We start from the raw sequence: 16,757 nt of genomic DNA on the forward strand, positions 1-16,757 counted from the left end.
CCTATTGCGGCGCGATGCCCTCATCCAAGAAACCCGCGCGCAAAGCCGACAAGCCGATCCCCGCAGGCCTCCCGAGTCGCGAGCAGGTCCTCCGCTTTATCGAGGACAGCCCGTCGGCGGTCGGCAAGCGCGAGATCGCCAAGCATTTCGCGCTGCGCGGCGCCGACAAGATCGCGCTGAAAGCGCTGCTCAAGGACATGACCGACGAGGGGCTCGTCGACCTGGCTCCGGGCCGTGCCTTCCACAAGCATGGCGGCCTGCCGCGCGTCACCGTGCTGCGCGTCGCGGCGGTCGAGGGCGATACCGTCTGGGCAGTGCCCGAACGCTGGGAAGGATCGGCCCCGCCGCCGCGCCTTCGCGTCATGGAGAAGGGCCGGCGCAGCGCCCTGGGCCTCGGCGACCGCATCCTCGCGCGCACCGAAGAGCGCGGCAGCGGCCATGTCGCGCACCCGATGAAGCGGCTGCAGGCGGGCGGGGAGACGATCATCGGCGTCCTCGTCGCCGACACCGGCCCCGGCGGCAAGCCGATCACCTGGCTGCGCCCCGCCGACAAGCGTGCGCGCTTCGATTTCGCCGTTTCCGACATGGGCGATGCCGGCATCGGCGATCTCGTCCGCGCCGAACTGTCGGGCCGCGGCCCGGCGACGAAGGCGCGGGTGGTCGAGCGGATCGGCGATCCCTTCGCGCCGCGCTCGCTGAGCATGATCGCGATCGCCAAGCACGAAATCCCGCATGTCTTCGGCGAGGAGACGCTCGCCGAGGCCGAGCGCGCGGCGAAGCTGCCGCTGACCCCCGACGGGCGCGAGGATTTGCGCGGCCTGCCGATCGTCGCGATCGATCCCGCCGACGCGCGCGACCATGACGATGCGGTCTGGGCGGCTCCCGACGAGGATCCCGGCAACAAGGGCGGCTGGCGCGCGATCGTCGCGATCGCCGACGTCAGCTATTATGTGCGCGCCGACGGCGCGCTCGACCGCGAGGCGCGGCGGCGCGGCAACAGCGTCTATTTCCCCGACCGCGTCGTTCCGATGCTGCCCGAAACCCTCTCGGCGGGCGTCTGCTCGCTAAAGGCGGGCGAGGACCGCGCGGCGATGGCGTGCCATCTCACCGTCGACCGGCACGGCAAGGTGACGTCATGGCGTTTCACCCGCGCGCTGGTGCGGCTGCGCGCGAATATCGCCTATGAACGCGCGCAGGCCGCCCATGACACCGATGCGCCCGACGAGGGGTGGGATGCCGACGTTCTTCCGTCGCTCCAAAATCTCTGGGGTTGCTGGGCGCTGCTCGCGAAGGCGCGCGCCGCGCGGGCGCCGCTCGACCTCGACCTGCCCGAGCGGCAGGTGATCCTCGACGATAAGGGCGGCATCGCCGAAATCCGCGTGCGCGAGCGGCTCGACGCGCATCGGTTGATCGAGGATTATATGATCGCGGCGAACGTCGCGGCGGCGAAGGCGCTCGAAGCGAAAAAGTCGCCCGTCATGTACCGCATCCACGAGCCGCCGAGCCGCGAGAAGCTCGTGAGCTTGAAGGACTATCTCGAAAGTTTCGAGCAGAGCTTCGCGCTCGGGCAAGTCATCACCCCCGCGGTGTTCAACCGCCTGATCGACGGCTTTTCGGAAGACGACCGGCTGCCCGAGATCATGCAGGCGATCCTGCGCAGCCAGACGCAGGCCTATTACGGCCCCGCCAACGCGGGTCATTTCGGCCTCGCGCTTGGCTCCTACGCGCATTTCACCTCGCCGATCCGTCGCTATGCCGACCTGATCGTCCACCGCGCACTCGTCGACAGCTATCGCCTCGAAGTCTCTGGAAAGCCGAAGAATCTTCCCGAACGCACCGGGCTTGGCGAAGCCGACCGCAAGGGGCTGTCGCGCATCGGCGAGACGATCAGCGCCCTCGAACGCCGGGCGATGGAAGCCGAGCGCGAGACGATCGACCGCTATGTCGCGGCCTATCTGGCGGGCAAGATCGGCGAGATCGTGCCGGCGCGGATTACCGGGGTGCAGCCGTTCGGCTTCTTCGCGACCGTCGACGGGCTCGGCGGCGACGGGCTGGTGCCGGTGTCGACCTTGGGCAGCGAGCGTTTCTTTTACGACGAGGCGGCGCGGACGCTCGACAGCGAGCATGGGCGGGTGAGCTACAGCGTTGGCCAGCGGCTCGACCTGCGGCTGATGGAGGCCAATCGGGTCAGCGGCGCGCTACGCTTCGAACTGCCCGACGCGCCCGAGGGCGGGCCGGCGAAACGCCCGCCGCGAAGGGACGGGAAGGGCAAGCATATGGTCGGCAAGCGCGGACGGCCGGGTAATATCCGGCATCAGGGCAAACGGCGGTAAACCCAGCCCTGTCATTGCGAGGAGCGAAGCGACGCGGCAATCCAGGCACCGGCCTTGCTCGAGGTCGATGGCTGGAGATTGCTTCGCGTCGCTCGCAATGACGCGATCTAGAATTTCTGCAGTCTCCGCAGCAGCGCCGCGCTCTCCGCATCCGCGGGAAAGAAAGCCTCGATCGCGAGTTCCGACAGCGTGATGTCGACCGGTGTCCCGAAGATCGTCACCGTCGAGACGAAGCGGATGCGTCCGGCGATCGTGTCGAGGATCAACGGCACCGCGATGCTGCTGACGGCGCCGGCGTCATTGTCGTTGGCCTGTGCGGCATAGCCCGCGAGTTCCTCGCGCAGCGCGATCAGGCCGCTGTCGGCGCTCGCCTCGATCTGGAGGTCGAGCCGGTGCAGGATATGCGCGCGCCATTCGCCATGATTGACGATCTGCGGGGCGAGGCCATCGGGATGGAGCGCGATGCGCAGCACATTGGCGGGCGGCGCGAGCAGGGCGGGGGCGACCTGTTCGATCAGGATCGCGATCGCGTCGTTCGCCGCGACCATGTTCCAATGCCGGTCGACCGCGAGCGCGGGGTAGGGCTCGTGTCCCTTCAGCACATGCTCGACGATCGCCTTCATCCCAGCCATTTCGGGGCTGTCGAGCGGACGCTCGGGATAGTCGGGGGCATAGCCCGCGGCGAGGAGCAGCGCGTTGCGCGCGCGGTGCGGCACCTCGAGCCGGTCGGCGATCCGCTGGAGCATCGCCGCGCTCGGCCTCGACCGGCCCGTCTCGATGAAGCTCAGGTGCCGCGTCGACATATCGGTTTCGAGCGCGAGGTCCATCTGGCTCATCCGGCGCCGCGTGCGCCATTCGCGAAGTTGCTCGCCGAGCGGTGCGACCTGCATCCCGTCTCTCCTTCGCCGCCGGATTAGCGCAGGCCCGTTCCGGTTTCCATTACCTCGCGCGTAATCGACTTGCCGCGTTCCGGGGTTCAGTTGGGTGGGGTTCGAAAGGAGACTTCCCATGCCGAATCCCAATCTCAAGACCATCCTGATCCTCGACGCGGTCACTTGCACCGCGATGTTCCTGCTCTGCGTTCTGGCCGCCGCGACGCTTGCCGCGCTGCTCGGGCTTCCCGCCGGCGTGGTGACCGCGGCGGGCTGGATCTGCCTCGCCGCCGCCGTGCCGATGCTGGTCGTCGCGATGCAGCGGGCGCCGAGCCGGGGGCTTACGAAGCTGATCGCGGTCGGCAATCTCGGCTGGGTCGCGGCGAGCCTTGCGGTGCTGGCGATCTTCGCCGGGCAGATGAGTTGGCTCGGCATCGCGATCACGCTGGTGCAGGCGCTGGTGGTACTGGAGTTTGCCCTGCTCGAGGCGAAGGGCGCCGCCGCGCTGCCGCGTGCCACCGCCACCGCCTGACTTACCGATCCGGCTTTTGGCGGAGCGGCCGCGCGCCGCTCCGTCTTTTTTTGCGCAAGATCGTTACGCCCAAAGGTTGCAATGCTTCGCCTGCGGGGCCAAGGTCCGCGCCTGCCAAATCGACAATAAGGGGGTTCGCATGGTCCGCTCGTTCCTGTTCGTCACTCTGTCGGCCTTTGCGCTGACCAGCGCATCGGTCACTGGCGCGGCCGAGACCGCGGCGCCGAAATCGGCGCCGGTCGCCAGCGACATCCCCGACAAATTCGTGATTCCCGAGCAGAATGCGGACTATGACAAGCGCGTCGAGATGATCCCGATGCGCGACGGCACCAAACTCTACACCGTCATCGTCGTGCCCAAGGGCGCGAAGAACGCGCCGATCGTGCTGACGCGCACGCCCTATAATGCCAAGGGCCGCGCGAACCGGATGGACAGTCCCAGCATGCTGTCGACGCTGCCGCTCGCCGACGAGATTTTCGTGAAGGACGGCTATATCCGCGTCTATCAGGACATCCGCGGCAAATATGGGTCGGAGGGCGACTATATCGTCAACCGCCCGCCGGTCGGCCCGCTCAACCCGACCAAGGTCGATCACACCACCGATGCGTGGGACACGATCGACTGGCTGGTGAACAAGAAGAACTTGCCCGAATCGAACGGCCGCGTCGGGATGATCGGCTCGTCCTACGAGGGCTTCACCGTCGTCATGGCGCTGCTCAATCCGCACCCGGCGCTGAAGGTCGCGGCGCCCGAGAGCCCGATGATCGACGGCTGGATGGGCGACGACTGGTTCCACCACGGTGCCTTCCGCCTCGCCAATATCGCGTGGATCGGCGGCCAGACCGGCTACAAGGGCGAGGGCAAGGTGCCCTCGACCGGCGGCTATGACGATTACGACAATTTCCGCACCGGATCGGCGAACGACTGGGCGAAGAAGGTCGGCTACGACCAGCTGCCCTTCTGGCAGAAGATGCTGAAGCATGTCGCCTATGACGATTATTGGCAGCAGCAGGCGCTCGACAAGCTGGTCGCCGCCAACCCCTCGAATGTCCCGACCTTGTGGGAACAGGGATTGTGGGACCAGGAGGATATGTACGGCGCGATCATGAGCTGGGAGGCGCTGAAGGCGAAGGGGAAGATGGGCAACAATTTCCTCGTCATGGGCCCGTGGCGTCACAGCCAGATCAACCGCGAAGGTCGCTCGCTCGGTCCGTTCCAATGGGACGGCGACACCGCGGCGCAGTTCCGCAAGGACATGGTGCTGCCGCTCTTCAACCAGTATCTGAAGGACGGCCCGCCCGCGAACCTGCCCGCCGCCGCGATCTACAACACCGGCGAAAATCACTGGGACCGCTTCACGACCTGGCCGCTCGCCTGCCAAAGCGGGTGCCAGGCGCCGCTCACCCCGATCTATGTCGGGCCCGAAGGCAGCCTCGGTTTCGGCAAGCCGGCGGCAAGCGTCACCAGCTATATCTCCGATCCGGCGAAGCCCGTGCCGCATCTGTCGCGCCCGGTGAACTTCGGCGACGGGCGCTGGGGCGACTGGCTGGTCAGCGACCAGCGCCACGTCGACGGCCGCCCCGACGTGCTGACCTATCAGACCGGGGTGCTGACCGAGCCGGTGCGCGTGTCGGGCGCGCCGATGGCGAACATCTTCGCGCAGATCACCGGATCGGACGTCGATTTCGTCGTCAAGGTGATCGACGTCTATCCGGCCGAGGTGGCGACCGACCCGAAGATGGGCGGCTATCAGCTCGCGATCAGCCAGGACATTTTCCGCGGCCGCTATCGCGACAGCTTCGCAAACCCGACCGCGGTCCCCTCGGGCGTCACGCAGGCCTACAAGTTCCGCCTGCCGACGGTGAACCATGTGTTCCAGCCGGGGCACCGCATCATGGTGCAGATCCAGTCGAGCCAGTTTCCGCTCTACGACCGCAACCCGCAGACCTTCGTCCCCAATATCTTCCTCGCGAAGCCCGAGGACTATAAGAAGCAAGAGGTGACGATCCTGCAGGGCGGCGACACCGCGAGCGGCGTGCTGCTGCCGGTGGTGCCGGTCGACCAGTCGGCGGCGCTGGCAGGGCAATAAGACAAATCACCTCCTCCCTTTCGGGGGAGGGGCTTTGCCGCCCTCAGCTCAGCGCGTCGAGCCGATCGATGTCGATCCCGCCCGGCACCAGCATAACCGGGCAGGGCAGGGTGCCCGCGTCGTGCCCGGTGAAATAGGCGACGAGCGGCCCCGGCGCGCCGCTCGGCGCGGTGGCGAGGACGAGTGCGGCGATCTCGTCGCTCGCGCCGATCACGTCGCGCACCACCTCGGCGGGCTTGCCCGATCTGACGAGGATCTGCGGCGAGACATTGGCCTCCTGCGCGACCGCTTCGGCCGCCGCCGAGGCGAGCGCCTCGGCCTGCTCGCGCGCCTCGGCCTCGATCGTCGCCTGGACGCCGCCGAAGGCGAGAAAATCCTGCGGCGGCACGATCGCGAGCACCATCACCCCGCCGCCCGTGCGCGCCGCGCGCCGCGCCGCGAAGCGCAGCGCCAGCGTCGCTTCCGGACTATCGTCGATCACCACCAGATATGTCCGCATCGCCCCGACCCCTCTTGTTCTTTTTCGCGCGCGAGACTGCGTCACATTCGTATGAAACGCAAGTTCGCCCCGCTGGACCTTGACCCGGCTTATGCTTATGGCGAGGGAGAAGCCGTAACGGCAGGCCCCGGCCTCCCCAGACTGACAGGAACCACAGCGACGATGCCGATCGAACTCAAAATGCCCGCTCTTTCGCCGACCATGGAGGAGGGCACGCTCGCCAAATGGCTGGTCAAGGAAGGCGATACGGTCAAATCGGGCGACCTGCTCGCCGAGATCGAGACCGACAAGGCGACGATGGAGTTCGAGGCGATCGACGAGGGCACGATCGCGCAGATATTGGTCCCCGAGGGCACCGACAATGTGAAGGTCGGCACCGTGATCGCGACGATCGCGGGCGAAGGCGAGGATGCGAGCACGGCGAAGGCCGCGCCCGCGCCGGCCCCCGCCGCTGCGCCGGCTCCCGAAGCAAAGGCCGAACCCGCGCCCGCCCCGGCCCCGGCCCCAGCGGCGGCGCCTGCACCGGCACCCGCGCCCGCATCCTCGGGCGACCGCATCAAGGCCAGCCCGCTCGCCAAGCGCATCGCTGCCGAAAAGGGCATCGACCTGAAGGCGCTGACCGGCAGCGGCCCCGGCGGCCGCATCGTCAAGGCAGACCTTGAACATGCGCCCGCAACCGTCGCCCCAGCGCAGGCTGGGGCCGCTATCGGCAGCGCTCCAACGCCAGCGGTCACAGCTTCCGCTGGGACGACGCCCTTCGAGACCGACATTCCGCACACCGCCGACAAGCTCAGCAACATGCGCAAGACGATCGCGCGCCGCCTGACCGAGGCGAAGCAGACGATCCCGCACATCTACCTGACCGTCGACATCCAGCTCGACAAGCTGCTCAAGCTGCGCGGCGAGCTCAACGCGGCGCTCGAGCCGCAGGGCGTCAAGCTCAGCGTCAACGACCTCCTGATCAAGGCGCTCGCCAAGGCGCTGATCCAGGTGCCCAAATGCAACGTCAGCTATGCCGGTGACCAGCTCATCAGCTACAGCCGCGCCGACATCAGCGTCGCCGTGTCGGTCCCCGCGGGCCTGATCACCCCGATCATCACCGGCGCCGACGAGAAATCGGTGAGCAAGATCTCGACCGAGATGAAGGAACTCGCCGCCCGCGCCAAGGAGGGCAAGCTCCAGCCGCACGAATATCAGGGCGGCACCGCGAGCATCAGCAACATGGGCATGTTCGGCATCACCCAGTTCGACGCGGTCATCAACCCGCCGCAGGGCATGATCATGGCGATCGGCGCGGGCGAGAAGCGGCCCTGGATCGTCGACGACGCCGTCTCGATCGCGACCGTCATGTCGGCGACCGGCAGCTTCGACCACCGCGCGATCGACGGCGCCGACGGCGCGCAATTGATGCAGGCGTTCAAGCAGATCGTGGAGAACCCGCTAGGGCTGGTGGCGTAATGATCGATGGAGGGCATAGCCCCTCTCCCCTTGCGGGAGAGGGGTTGGGGAGTGGGGTTCGCGCCGCGTCCGCGGCGCACAAGACTCTGACCGATGCTCTCGCCCGAAAAGCCACCATGCTGGAACGCGCGCGCCATATGCGTTCGAACCCGACCGATGCCGAGCGCCGGCTTTGGTCGATCCTTCGCGCGGGACGACTGGCCGGTATCCGCTGGCGGCGCCAACAGATTATCGACGATCTCTACATCGCCGATTTCATCTGTTTCGAGCATCGCCTGATCGTCGAGGCCGACGGCGGGCAACATGCAGAAAGCACCTATGACGAGCAACGCGACGCTTGGCTGGTAGAGCAAGGTTTTCGCATTCTCCGTTTTTGGAACAACGACGTGCTGACCAATGGCGAAGGCGTGGCCGAAGCCATATTGCACGAAATCGAATCTCCGGGCGCGCAGACGCGCGCCGACCCCACTCCCCAACCCCTCTCCCGCAAGGGGAGAGGGGCTTTAACAGGAGCCCATAATGGCTGATACCAACTACGACCTCATCGTCCTCGGTTCGGGTCCCGGCGGCTATGTCGCGGCGATCCGTGCGGCGCAGCTCGGGCTCAAGACGGCAATCGTCGAGCGCGAGAATCTCGGCGGCATCTGCCTCAACTGGGGCTGCATCCCGACCAAGGCGCTGCTGCGCTCGGCCGAAATCTATCATTATATGCAGCACGCCAAGGATTATGGCCTCGCCGCGGCGAGCATCAGCGCCGATCTCGAGGCGGTGGTGAAGCGCAGCCGCGGGGTGGCGAAACAGCTCAACCAGGGCGTCACGCACCTGATGAAGAAGAACAAGATCACCGTCCATATGGGCGACGGCAAGCTCACCGCGCCCGGGAAGCTGGCAGTGAAGGGCGAGAAGGGCAGCGAAACCCTGACCGCGAAGCATATCATCGTCGCGACCGGCGCGCGCGCGCGCGATCTGCCCTTCGCACCCGCCGACGGCAAGCGCGTCTGGACCTATCGTCACGCGATGACCCCGCCCGAAATGCCGACGAAGCTGCTCGTCATCGGCTCGGGCGCGATCGGGATCGAATTCGCGAGCTTCTACAACGATATGGGCGCCGAAGTGACCGTGGTCGAGATGCTCGACCGCATCGTGCCGGTCGAGGATGCCGACGTGTCGAGCTTCCTCGAAAAATCGCTGAAAAAACAGGGCATGACGATCCTGACCGGAGCCGGTGTCGAGGAACTGAAAGCGAGCGCGACCGGCGTGTCGGCGAAGATCAAGACCAGGGACGGAAAGGTCCAGGCGGGCGATTACAGCCATGCGATCGTCGCGATCGGCATCATCCCCAATACCGAGGGCGTCGGGCTCGACACGCTCGGCGTCAAGACCACCAAGGGGCATATCGACACCGATCCCTATTGCCGCACCAATGTGAAGGGGCTGTGGGCGATCGGCGACGTCACCGCGCCGCCGTGGCTCGCGCACAAGGCGAGCCACGAGGGCGTGATCGCCGCCGAGGCGATCGCACAGGAGCTCGGCAACAAGGATGTCCACCCGCACCCGATGGATGCGCGCAACATCCCCGGCTGCACCTATTGCCACCCGCAGATCGCCAGCGTCGGGCTGACCGAGGCGAAGGCGAAGGAAGCAGGGCACGAGGTCAAGGTCGGCAACTTCCCCTTCATCGGCAATGGCAAGGCGATCGCGCTGGGCGAGGTCGAGGGCTTCGTGAAGACGGTGTTCGACGCGAAGACCGGCGAACTGCTCGGCGCGCATATGGTCGGCGCCGAGGTCACCGAGATGATCCAGGGCTATACCGTCGGCAAGACCGCCGAGCTGGTCGAGGAAGACTTCATGCACACCGTCTATCCGCACCCGACGATCAGCGAGACGATGCACGAGGCGGTGCTCGGCGCCTACGGACGCGCGCTGCATATCTGAGCGCGCGGCGTGCGACGGTGGTTGGCCTCCGCGCTGCTGCTAGGGGCGGCGCTGCTGCTGGGTCTGTTCGTCGGAGGACGAGCGGTGACGACCACCGACGCCCTGCTCGCAACGCCGGTTCTGCTCACCACCGACGCTTCGTCTCCGATGCTCATCGCCTTCATGCAGGAGGTGAGCTGGTTCGGCGGTGGCGTTCCGCGCTGGGCGCTCGCCTTGCTCCTCTCCGCGTGGCTCTGGCGCGGCGCCGGGCGGCGGCCCGCGCTGCTGCTCGTCGGCACGGCGGTCGCCGCCAATCTCGCGTCGAGCCTGCTCAAGAACATCTTCGACCGCCCGCGCCCCGACCTGATCCCGCATCTCGACCATGTGTCGAGCTGGTCCTACCCCAGCGGCCATGCGACCAGCGTCACCGCGATCGCGCTCGCCTTCGCGCTGCTCGCGCCGCCACTCTGGCGCCGCGCCGCGGCGGGGTGCGCGGCGGGAGCCGTCCTGCTCACCGCGCTGTCGCGGGTTATGCTCGGCGTCCATTGGCCGAGCGATGTGCTGGGCGGGACGATGCTCGGCGCGGCCTTCGCGCTCGCGGCGGCGGCGATCGATCGGCGGGTCAGCCGCTGAGCAGCACGACGCCGACGATCAGCAGTACGCAGCCGGCGAGCCGCCAGCGCCCGACCGCTTCGCCGAGGAAAATCATTCCGAACAGCGCGCCCGCCATCATCGACATCTCGCGCGTCGGCGCCACGACATGCAGCGGCGCGCCCATTTTCAGCGCGGTCAGCACGAGGATATAGGAGGCGGGCGAGAGCAGGCCGACCGCGATCGCAAGGCCCCAATGACCGCGCATCCGCGCCATCGCGCCCGACGGATTGCGCAGGATCACCGGCAGCAGGAAGAGGAAACGCAGCATGTTCGACAGCCAGTCGAGCACCACCGGAACGACGCCGAGCATCTTCACCGCCCAGCCGTCGACGACGGTATAGGTCGCGATCAACGCGCCGGTTCCCATCCCCCAGCGGACGCCGCGATGCGCCTCGGCGGTGCGGAAGGCCGCGAAGCGCCCTTGCGTCGCGATCAGCGCGATGCCGGTGACGACGAGCAGCAGGCCCGCGATCCCCGGCGCGCTGATATCCTCGCCCAGCAGCAGGAAGGCGCCGACCGATGCGAGCGTCGGCCCGGTCCCGCGCGCGACCGGATAGACGACCGACAGATCGGCGACCTGATAGCCGCGCTGGAGGCAGAGGCTGTAGGCGAGGTGGACGAGCGCGGAGAGGAAGATGAAGCCGACCGCGACGCCGCTCCACGCCATGCCCTCGGTCAGCAAGACCCACGCGACCCACGGCGCATAGGCGATCGTCGCGACCAGATTATAGGCGAAGACGAACGCCACCCCCGCGTGCGCCGCGCGCTTCGCGAGCAGGTTCCATGTCGCGTGGACCAGCGCGGCGAGCACGACGAGGCCGAGCGAGAGAAAAGACATCGGAGCTCCGGCCTATCGGGCGACGCCGCGCCTTAGGCGCGGTCTGCCCGCCGCGTCAACGCCCCGGCCGTGCGCCCTTCTCGGCAAACTCGGCGACCAGCGGGCCGTAATCGTCCATGCCGGGAAATTCGGCGAAGCTGTGCTTCGCGCCGGTCTTCGCCCAGGGCAGCGCCTCGCTGGTGTAGCTTTCGATGAAGGGCTCGAACCAGGCGAAGTCGTCAAGCATCGAGGGGCGGACGTTGGTGAAGCCCATGCTGGGCTCGATCTCGGTGAACACCCAGCTTTTGCAGTGATCGCAATGCCTGTGGTGCAGGCGTGGATCGTGGAGGCCGCCGATGACCGGCTCGCCCTCGGTCACGCGAAAGCCGCCGTCGGGGATCGCCATCGACAGCGAATAGGCGCTCGCGCTCATCTTCTGGCAGCCGGTGCAGTGGCACGCCATCGTGATCAGCGGCGGCGCGCTGATCTCGAAGCGCAGCTTGCCGCAGCGGCAGCCGCCGGTCCAGGGAAGGTTCCAGTCGTCCATGATGTCTTGTCCTCGTCTCGTTGGAAAAACCCCCGTCATTGCGAGCGGAGCGAAGCAATCCAGAGTGGCCGTGCACCGCTCTGGATTGCCACGGGCCTGCGGCCCTCGCAATGACGAGCTTGGGGTAAGGCATCTCTCGCCGGCTCTTTTTCCGCTGTCCTACAAGGCCGCTTTTTGCCATCAACGAAGCGGGCATCGACAGGGGGAGGGCGGATATGCGATTCCGTGTGAAGTTCGGGACTTTTCTGCGGGGAATCGCGCTTGCGGCGACCGCGTCTTTCGCGGCGTCGGGCGCGGCGGCACATCAGGGCGCGGCGACCGGCCAGACCGTGATCACCGCCGCGCACATGCTCGACGTCGCAAGCGGCAAGACGGTCGATTATCCCGCCATCTTCGTCGGGCCCGACGGGCGTATCACGAACATCGCTGACGCGCGCACGGTGCGTTGGGGCGCCGACGTCAGGCATGTCGACCTCGGTGAGCGGACCCTGCTTCCCGGCCTCATCGACATGCACGTCCACCTGACCTCGCTGGCCGAAGTCGGCGGCTATCAGGCGCTGCGCTATACCGACAGCTTCTGGACCGTCGTCGGCGTCGCCAACGCGAAGACGACGCTCGACGCCGGCTTCACCACGGTGCGCAACGTCGGCTCGGCCGATTTCGAGGATGTCGGGCTCAAGCAGGCGATCGAGGGCGGCTATATTCCAGGGCCGCGCATCATCCCCGCGGGCTGGGCGATCGGCGCGACCGGCGGGCATTGCGACAGCGGCGGTCTGCCGCCGTCGATGGACCGCAAGGAGCCGTCGGTGGTCGACAGCCCCGAGGAAGCGCGCCGCAAGGTGCGCTGGCTGCACAAATTCGGCGCGCGCGTGATCAAGATCTGCGCGACCGGCGGCGTCTTCTCGCTCGGCGACAGCGTCGGCGCGCAGCAGCTGACGCTCGAGGAGATGAAGGCGATCGCCGACGAGGCCCATATGCTGGGGATCAAGGTCGCGGCGCACGCGCATGGCGACGAGGGCATCCGCACCGCGATCCTCGCCGGCATCGACATGATCGAGCATTGCAGCCTCGCGAGCGACGAGACGATCAAGCTCGCCGCTCTTCACAAGACCTGGTTCGACATGGATATCTACAACGACGATTATATCCTCGCGACGGGCACCGCGAACGGCACCGAGCAGGAAAGCCTCGACAAGGAAAAGGCGATCGGCCTCGCCCAGCGCCAGACCTTCCAGCGCGCGGTGAAGGCGGGGGTGCGGATGATCTTCGGCACCGACGCGGGCGTATACCCGCACGGCGACAATGCGCGGCAGCTCGCGAAGATGGTCGAATGGGGCATGACTCCCATCCAGGCGATCCGCGCCGCGACGCTGAGCGGGGCCGAGGCGCTGGACATGACGGGCGACGTCGGTTCGATCGCGGTCGGCCGCTATGCCGACATCATCGCGGTCGACGGCGACCCGCTCGCCGACGTGACGCGGCTCGAGCATGTCGCGGCGGTGGTGAAGGGCGGAGTGCTGGTGAAGGAGCCCGGCTGACGCCGGCTCAGACCACCAGCCGGTCGATCATCGCCTCGCGCATTTCGGGCGTGAAGTTGAGCACCGCCTCGGCGTAGCCCGGAATGTCGCCATGGTCGCGGCGCACCGTCGCCAGTGCGGCGTCGAGGTAGACGGGATTGACCGACATGATCGCGCGCACCGCCTCGTCCTGGATCTCGGAACCATAGCGCGCCCGGATATGCGCCGCGCCCTGCGCGACCCGCTCCTCGACCTTGCCGGCGGTATTGGTCAGCAGATAGTCGTGCATCAGATCGTCCTCGTGCACGCCGAGCAACCGGTGGACGATCGCGACCGCGAAGCCGGTACGGTCCTTGCCCGCGACGCAGTGGACGAGGCTCGGCGCGTCATATTCGGCGAGCGCGGCGAGGTAGAGGCGCAGCGTCGCGACGAGTGCGGGGCGATAGGGCATGCCGGCATAGGTGTCGATCATCCGTGCCCGCGCCGTCGCAGCGTCGATCGCGCCAACCGCCGCCTGAAGATGCGGCGCGAGACCCGCGGTGGCGCCTCCGGCGAACAGCACCCGGCCAGCGAAATTCTCACTGCGGCGGCACGGGTGCATCTCGCGTTCGTCGTCGCCACGCAGGTCGATGATCGTCTCGATGCCCAGCCCGTCGATCGCCGTCAGGTCGTCGTCAGCCGCCTCGGCATGGTGCGCCGAGCGCCACAATATGCCGTCGCGCAGCCGCCCGCCGCCTTCGACCGCATAGCCGCCGTAATCGCGGAAATTGTGGACGCCCGAAAGGGGCAGGACGCGGTCGGCGAGCATGGTCATTCTCCCGTGAACACCGGCGCGCGCTTTTCGACGAAGGCATTGATCGCCTCGCGGTTGTCGGCGGTTTCGTGGACGATCGCCTGATAGGCGGCGCTGAGTTCGAGGATGTCGCTCATCCGGCTGTGCTGCGCCTCGCGGAGCAGCCGCTTGGTGAGGCGCAGCGCGCGCGGCGGGTTGCAGACGATCCGGTCGGCGATGGCGAGCGCGCGGTCGAGCAGTTCGGCGTCGGGCACGACCTCGGTGACGAGGCCATAGTCCTTCGCCGTCCGGGCGTCGAAGCGGTCGCCGGTCAGGAACAGTTCGGCGGCGCGCGGATAGCCGAGCACGCGCTGGAGCAGCCACGCCCCGCCGTCGCCGGGGACGATGCCGACCTTGATGAAGCTGCACGCGAACTTCGCGCTCTCGGCGGCGATGCGGATATCGCAGGTGCAGGCGAGGTCGCAGCCGAGCCCGATGGCATGACCATTGACCGCGGCGATCATCGGGATCTCGCAGTCCATCAGCGCGCGGATCACCGCCTGAACGCCGCGGCGATAGTTGGCGCGGGTCGAATCGGGCTGGTCGAGCACGCCGATGCCCTGACGATCCTGCATCGATTTCAGATTGCCGCCGGCGCTGAACGCCTTGCCGCTGCCGGTCAGGACGATCGCGCTGACCCCGCGATCCTCGCCGAGCGCGCGCAGCGTGTCGATGATGTCGTCGCAGTCGGCGTGCGTGCCGATCGCGTTCATGCTCTCGGGCTTGCTCATCGTCAGGATTGCGACCTTGCCCCGCCGTTCGACACTCAGAAATTCGCCCATCGTTCAGATCATCCTTTTCAGTTTCGAAAAGCTATTGCATGGCTGGCGGGACATGCAAGGCTTTGCACTCTACCCTTTCGACCCGCCGGGCGATAGTTCGGCTCTACGGACCGATCTGCGGCGCTGGCTCGCCGATCATCAGCCGCGGGGCGACATCGTCCGCCGCGCCAATTGCTGGGCGAGCTTCGACGCCGATTTCAGCCGTGCCCTGGGGGCCGCGGGTTACATCGGCATGACCTTGCCCGCCCGCTACGGCGGTGGCGACCGGCATCCGCTCGAACGCTATGTGGCGATCGAGGAACTGCTCGCCGCCGGCGCGCCCGTCGGCGCACACTGGATCGCCGACCGGCAAACGGGGCCGCTGATCCTGCGCTATGGCACCGAGGAACAGCGCCAGCGCTATCTGCCGGGGATCGCGCGCGGCGAAACCTATGCCTGCATCGGCCTCTCCGAACCCGGTGCGGGATCGGATCTCGCCGCGGTGCGGACGAGCGCGCGCGAGACCGCCGAGGGCTGGCGTGTCAATGGTCAGAAGATCTGGACCACCGGCGCGCATCTGTCGCACATCATGCTCGCGCTGATCCGCACCGAGGAGGGTAGCGAGCGCAATGCCGGGCTCAGTCAGCTCCTGATCGACCTCGACACGCCCGGTATCACCATCCGTCCGATCATCGACATGGCCGGGAATCACGATTTCAACGAGGTTTTCTTCGACGACGTCCTCGTTCCGCACGGCGCCCTGGTCGGCGAGCGGGGGCAGGGGTGGAAACAGGTCACCGCCGAGCTTGGGCTGGAGCGGTCGGGGCCGGAGCGCTACCTGTCGAGCCACGCGCTGCTGGTCGCCCTGATCGACGCGGCGGGACCCGATCCCGCACCGGCGCTCGCGACGCTGATCGGTGAATTGACCGCCGAGATGTGGACGCTGCGCCAATTGTCGATGTCGACCGCGGCGAAGCTCGCGGCGGGCGAGGATCCGATGGTCGAGGCGTCGGTGGTCAAGGAACTGGGCAATGGCTTCGAACAGGACATGCCGCGCCGCGTGCAGGCGGTGGCCGACTGCGGTTGGGACGACACGGACGATCTGGCGCGGTTGCTGCGCGCGCTGCTCATCGCCTCGCCCAGTTTTTCGCTGCGCGGTGGAACGCGCGAGGTGATCCGCGGGATCATCGCGCGCGGGCTGGGCCTGCGATGAGCGCGGCGCGCGAGATGCTGTGCGACACGGCGCGCGCCGTGTTCGCCGAAGCCGCCGAGGCCGGCATGGCGCCGGTCGAGGCGGCAGGGTTCGATCTGCTGCTCGTGCCCGAAGCCGACGGCGGATTCGGCGGTGACTGGGGCGATGCGAATGCAGTGCTGCGCATCGCCGGCGTCGCGGTGCCCGACCTGCCCGTGGCCGAACGGATCCTGTCGGGGCTCGGCGATGCGCCGAAGACGCTCCACGCCGCGGCGACGGTCGGGCTGATGGCGGGTGCGATGGGGCAGGCGCTGGCGCTGTCGATCGAGCATGTGAACACGCGCCAGCAGTTCGGGCGTCCGCTCGGCAAGTTCCAGGCGGTGCAGCAATCGCTCGCGGTTCTGGCGTGCGAGGTCGCGGCGGTCGATGCCGCCGCCGCGGCGATGGCGGCGCGACTCGACGCGGCCGGGCTCGACGCGGAGGCGGCCGATTTCGAGATCGCGGCGGCGAAGCTGCGCGCCAATCGCGCGGTCGGTATCGTCACCGCGGTCGCGCATCAGGTCCACGGCGCGATCGGCTTCACCCGCGAATACGACCTTCACCGCGTGACCATCCCGCTCATGCGCTGGCGCGGGTTGCACGGCAACGACGCCTATTGGGCCGAGCGACTGGGACGACAGGTTGCCGGCTTCGGCGGGCGCGGCCTGTGGGAAACCCTGACCGCGCGCGCCGAGTGACGG

16 protein-coding genes are annotated in these 16,757 nt (G+C 67.6%); 10 read left to right on the plus strand and 6 right to left on the minus strand.

The window, feature by feature from the left end; translation table 11 throughout:
* Window positions 1-14 precede the first annotated feature (14 nt).
* Complete coding sequence (locus CD928_RS03390; RefSeq protein WP_095384807.1) at window positions 15-2,333, plus strand: ribonuclease R family protein; 2,319 nt, start codon at window positions 15-17, stop codon at window positions 2,331-2,333.
* A gap of 107 nt (window positions 2,334-2,440) precedes the next feature.
* Here CD928_RS03390 and CD928_RS03395 read toward each other — a convergent pair whose 3' ends face one another.
* Entirely contained in the window at window positions 2,441-3,223 is a 783-nt protein-coding gene (locus tag CD928_RS03395) for a helix-turn-helix domain-containing protein (protein ID WP_095384810.1), read from the minus strand.
* 118 nt (window positions 3,224-3,341) lie between these two features.
* On the opposite strand from CD928_RS03395, the gene CD928_RS03400 reads away from it, so the two are divergent.
* Both CD928_RS03400 and CD928_RS03405 read left to right on the plus strand, forming a co-directional pair.
* The gene (locus CD928_RS03400; protein WP_095384813.1) at window positions 3,342-3,737 is read left to right on the plus strand and encodes a hypothetical protein; all 396 of its coding nucleotides are present in this window, start codon (window positions 3,342-3,344) and stop codon (window positions 3,735-3,737) included.
* A 139-nt stretch (window positions 3,738-3,876) separates the two neighbouring features.
* The gene (locus CD928_RS03405) at window positions 3,877-5,826 is read left to right on the plus strand and encodes a CocE/NonD family hydrolase (protein ID WP_095385252.1); all 1,950 of its coding nucleotides are present in this window, start codon (window positions 3,877-3,879) and stop codon (window positions 5,824-5,826) included.
* A gap of 43 nt (window positions 5,827-5,869) precedes the next feature.
* Here the strand turns inward: CD928_RS03405 and CD928_RS03410 are convergent, their stop codons facing one another.
* Window positions 5,870-6,325, minus strand: a complete 456-nt coding sequence (locus tag CD928_RS03410; RefSeq protein WP_095384816.1) for a universal stress protein — start codon at window positions 6,323-6,325, stop codon at window positions 5,870-5,872.
* A gap of 162 nt (window positions 6,326-6,487) precedes the next feature.
* On the opposite strand from CD928_RS03410, the gene CD928_RS03415 reads away from it, so the two are divergent.
* The 4 genes from CD928_RS03415 (at window position 6,488) to CD928_RS03430 (ending at window position 10,330) form a co-directional block, all read left to right on the plus strand.
* Complete coding sequence (locus tag CD928_RS03415; RefSeq protein ID WP_095384819.1) at window positions 6,488-7,783, plus strand: pyruvate dehydrogenase complex dihydrolipoamide acetyltransferase; 1,296 nt, start codon at window positions 6,488-6,490, stop codon at window positions 7,781-7,783.
* 116 nt (window positions 7,784-7,899) lie between these two features.
* Window positions 7,900-8,310 carry an endonuclease domain-containing protein gene (locus CD928_RS03420; RefSeq protein WP_095384822.1) on the plus strand — a complete coding sequence of 137 codons (411 nt, stop codon included), beginning with the start codon at window positions 7,900-7,902 and terminating at the stop codon, window positions 8,308-8,310.
* Window positions 8,303-9,718 carry a dihydrolipoyl dehydrogenase gene (gene lpdA, locus CD928_RS03425; protein WP_095384824.1) on the plus strand — a complete coding sequence of 472 codons (1,416 nt, stop codon included), beginning with the start codon at window positions 8,303-8,305 and terminating at the stop codon, window positions 9,716-9,718. The genes CD928_RS03420 and lpdA overlap by 8 nt, the downstream gene beginning before the upstream one ends.
* 9 nt (window positions 9,719-9,727) lie before the next feature.
* The gene (locus CD928_RS03430) at window positions 9,728-10,330 is read left to right on the plus strand and encodes a phosphatase PAP2 family protein (protein WP_141237073.1); all 603 of its coding nucleotides are present in this window, start codon (window positions 9,728-9,730) and stop codon (window positions 10,328-10,330) included.
* On the opposite strand, the gene CD928_RS03435 is transcribed toward CD928_RS03430, so the two are convergent.
* Both CD928_RS03435 and CD928_RS03440 read right to left on the minus strand, forming a co-directional pair.
* Window positions 10,320-11,189, minus strand: coding sequence for a DMT family transporter (locus CD928_RS03435; protein ID WP_095384830.1), 870 nt, complete (start codon window positions 11,187-11,189; stop codon window positions 10,320-10,322). The genes CD928_RS03430 and CD928_RS03435 overlap by 11 nt on opposite strands.
* A gap of 55 nt (window positions 11,190-11,244) precedes the next feature.
* The gene (locus CD928_RS03440) at window positions 11,245-11,715 is read right to left on the minus strand and encodes a GFA family protein (protein ID WP_095384833.1); all 471 of its coding nucleotides are present in this window, start codon (window positions 11,713-11,715) and stop codon (window positions 11,245-11,247) included.
* Window positions 11,716-11,930: 215 nt separating this feature from the next.
* On the opposite strand from CD928_RS03440, the gene CD928_RS03445 reads away from it, so the two are divergent.
* Window positions 11,931-13,253 carry an amidohydrolase family protein gene (locus CD928_RS03445; RefSeq protein WP_095384835.1) on the plus strand — a complete coding sequence of 441 codons (1,323 nt, stop codon included), beginning with the start codon at window positions 11,931-11,933 and terminating at the stop codon, window positions 13,251-13,253.
* A gap of 7 nt (window positions 13,254-13,260) precedes the next feature.
* Here the strand turns inward: CD928_RS03445 and CD928_RS03450 are convergent, their stop codons facing one another.
* Both CD928_RS03450 and CD928_RS03455 read right to left on the minus strand, forming a co-directional pair.
* Complete coding sequence (locus CD928_RS03450) at window positions 13,261-14,040, minus strand: tyrosine-protein phosphatase (protein ID WP_176473425.1); 780 nt, start codon at window positions 14,038-14,040, stop codon at window positions 13,261-13,263.
* 2 nt (window positions 14,041-14,042) lie between these two features.
* Window positions 14,043-14,846: a crotonase/enoyl-CoA hydratase family protein gene (locus CD928_RS03455; RefSeq protein ID WP_095384841.1), complete on the minus strand. Its 804-nt coding sequence runs from the start codon at window positions 14,844-14,846 to the stop codon at window positions 14,043-14,045.
* Window positions 14,847-14,898: 52 nt separating this feature from the next.
* Between CD928_RS03455 and CD928_RS03460 the strand changes: the two genes are divergently transcribed.
* Entirely contained in the window at window positions 14,899-16,038 is a 1,140-nt protein-coding gene (locus tag CD928_RS03460) for an acyl-CoA dehydrogenase family protein (protein WP_095384844.1), read from the plus strand.
* Window positions 16,035-16,754 (plus strand): acyl-CoA dehydrogenase family protein, encoded by a 720-nt coding sequence (locus tag CD928_RS03465; protein WP_095384847.1) that lies wholly within the window; start codon window positions 16,035-16,037, stop codon window positions 16,752-16,754. The genes CD928_RS03460 and CD928_RS03465 overlap by 4 nt, the downstream gene beginning before the upstream one ends.
* Window positions 16,755-16,757: the final 3 nt, after the last annotated feature.

The organism is Sphingopyxis sp. GW247-27LB, from assembly GCF_002277025.1.
GTDB lineage: Bacteria > Pseudomonadota > Alphaproteobacteria > Sphingomonadales > Sphingomonadaceae > Sphingopyxis.

Excerpts from the sequence above, each read along its gene's own strand:
- CD928_RS03420 (WP_095384822.1), top strand. The coding sequence starts at position 7,900 with ATGCTGGAACGCGCGCGCCATATGCGTTCGAACCCGACCGATGCCGAG.
- CD928_RS03440 (WP_095384833.1), bottom strand. The coding sequence starts at position 11,715 with ATGGACGACTGGAACCTTCCCTGGACCGGCGGCTGCCGCTGCGGCAAG.
- CD928_RS03445 (WP_095384835.1), top strand. The coding sequence starts at position 11,931 with ATGCGATTCCGTGTGAAGTTCGGGACTTTTCTGCGGGGAATCGCGCTT.
- CD928_RS03405 (WP_095385252.1), top strand. The coding sequence starts at position 3,877 with ATGGTCCGCTCGTTCCTGTTCGTCACTCTGTCGGCCTTTGCGCTGACC.
- CD928_RS03410 (WP_095384816.1), bottom strand. The coding sequence starts at position 6,325 with ATGCGGACATATCTGGTGGTGATCGACGATAGTCCGGAAGCGACGCTG.
- CD928_RS03390 (WP_095384807.1), top strand. The coding sequence starts at position 15 with ATGCCCTCATCCAAGAAACCCGCGCGCAAAGCCGACAAGCCGATCCCC.
- CD928_RS03450 (WP_176473425.1), bottom strand. The coding sequence starts at position 14,040 with ATGCTCGCCGACCGCGTCCTGCCCCTTTCGGGCGTCCACAATTTCCGC.
- CD928_RS03435 (WP_095384830.1), bottom strand. The coding sequence starts at position 11,189 with ATGTCTTTTCTCTCGCTCGGCCTCGTCGTGCTCGCCGCGCTGGTCCAC.
- CD928_RS03460 (WP_095384844.1), top strand. The coding sequence starts at position 14,899 with ATGCAAGGCTTTGCACTCTACCCTTTCGACCCGCCGGGCGATAGTTCG.
- CD928_RS03400 (WP_095384813.1), top strand. The coding sequence starts at position 3,342 with ATGCCGAATCCCAATCTCAAGACCATCCTGATCCTCGACGCGGTCACT.
- CD928_RS03395 (WP_095384810.1), bottom strand. The coding sequence starts at position 3,223 with ATGCAGGTCGCACCGCTCGGCGAGCAACTTCGCGAATGGCGCACGCGG.
- CD928_RS03415 (WP_095384819.1), top strand. The coding sequence starts at position 6,488 with ATGCCGATCGAACTCAAAATGCCCGCTCTTTCGCCGACCATGGAGGAG.
- CD928_RS03465 (WP_095384847.1), top strand. The coding sequence starts at position 16,035 with ATGAGCGCGGCGCGCGAGATGCTGTGCGACACGGCGCGCGCCGTGTTC.
- lpdA (WP_095384824.1), top strand. The coding sequence starts at position 8,303 with ATGGCTGATACCAACTACGACCTCATCGTCCTCGGTTCGGGTCCCGGC.
- CD928_RS03455 (WP_095384841.1), bottom strand. The coding sequence starts at position 14,846 with ATGGGCGAATTTCTGAGTGTCGAACGGCGGGGCAAGGTCGCAATCCTG.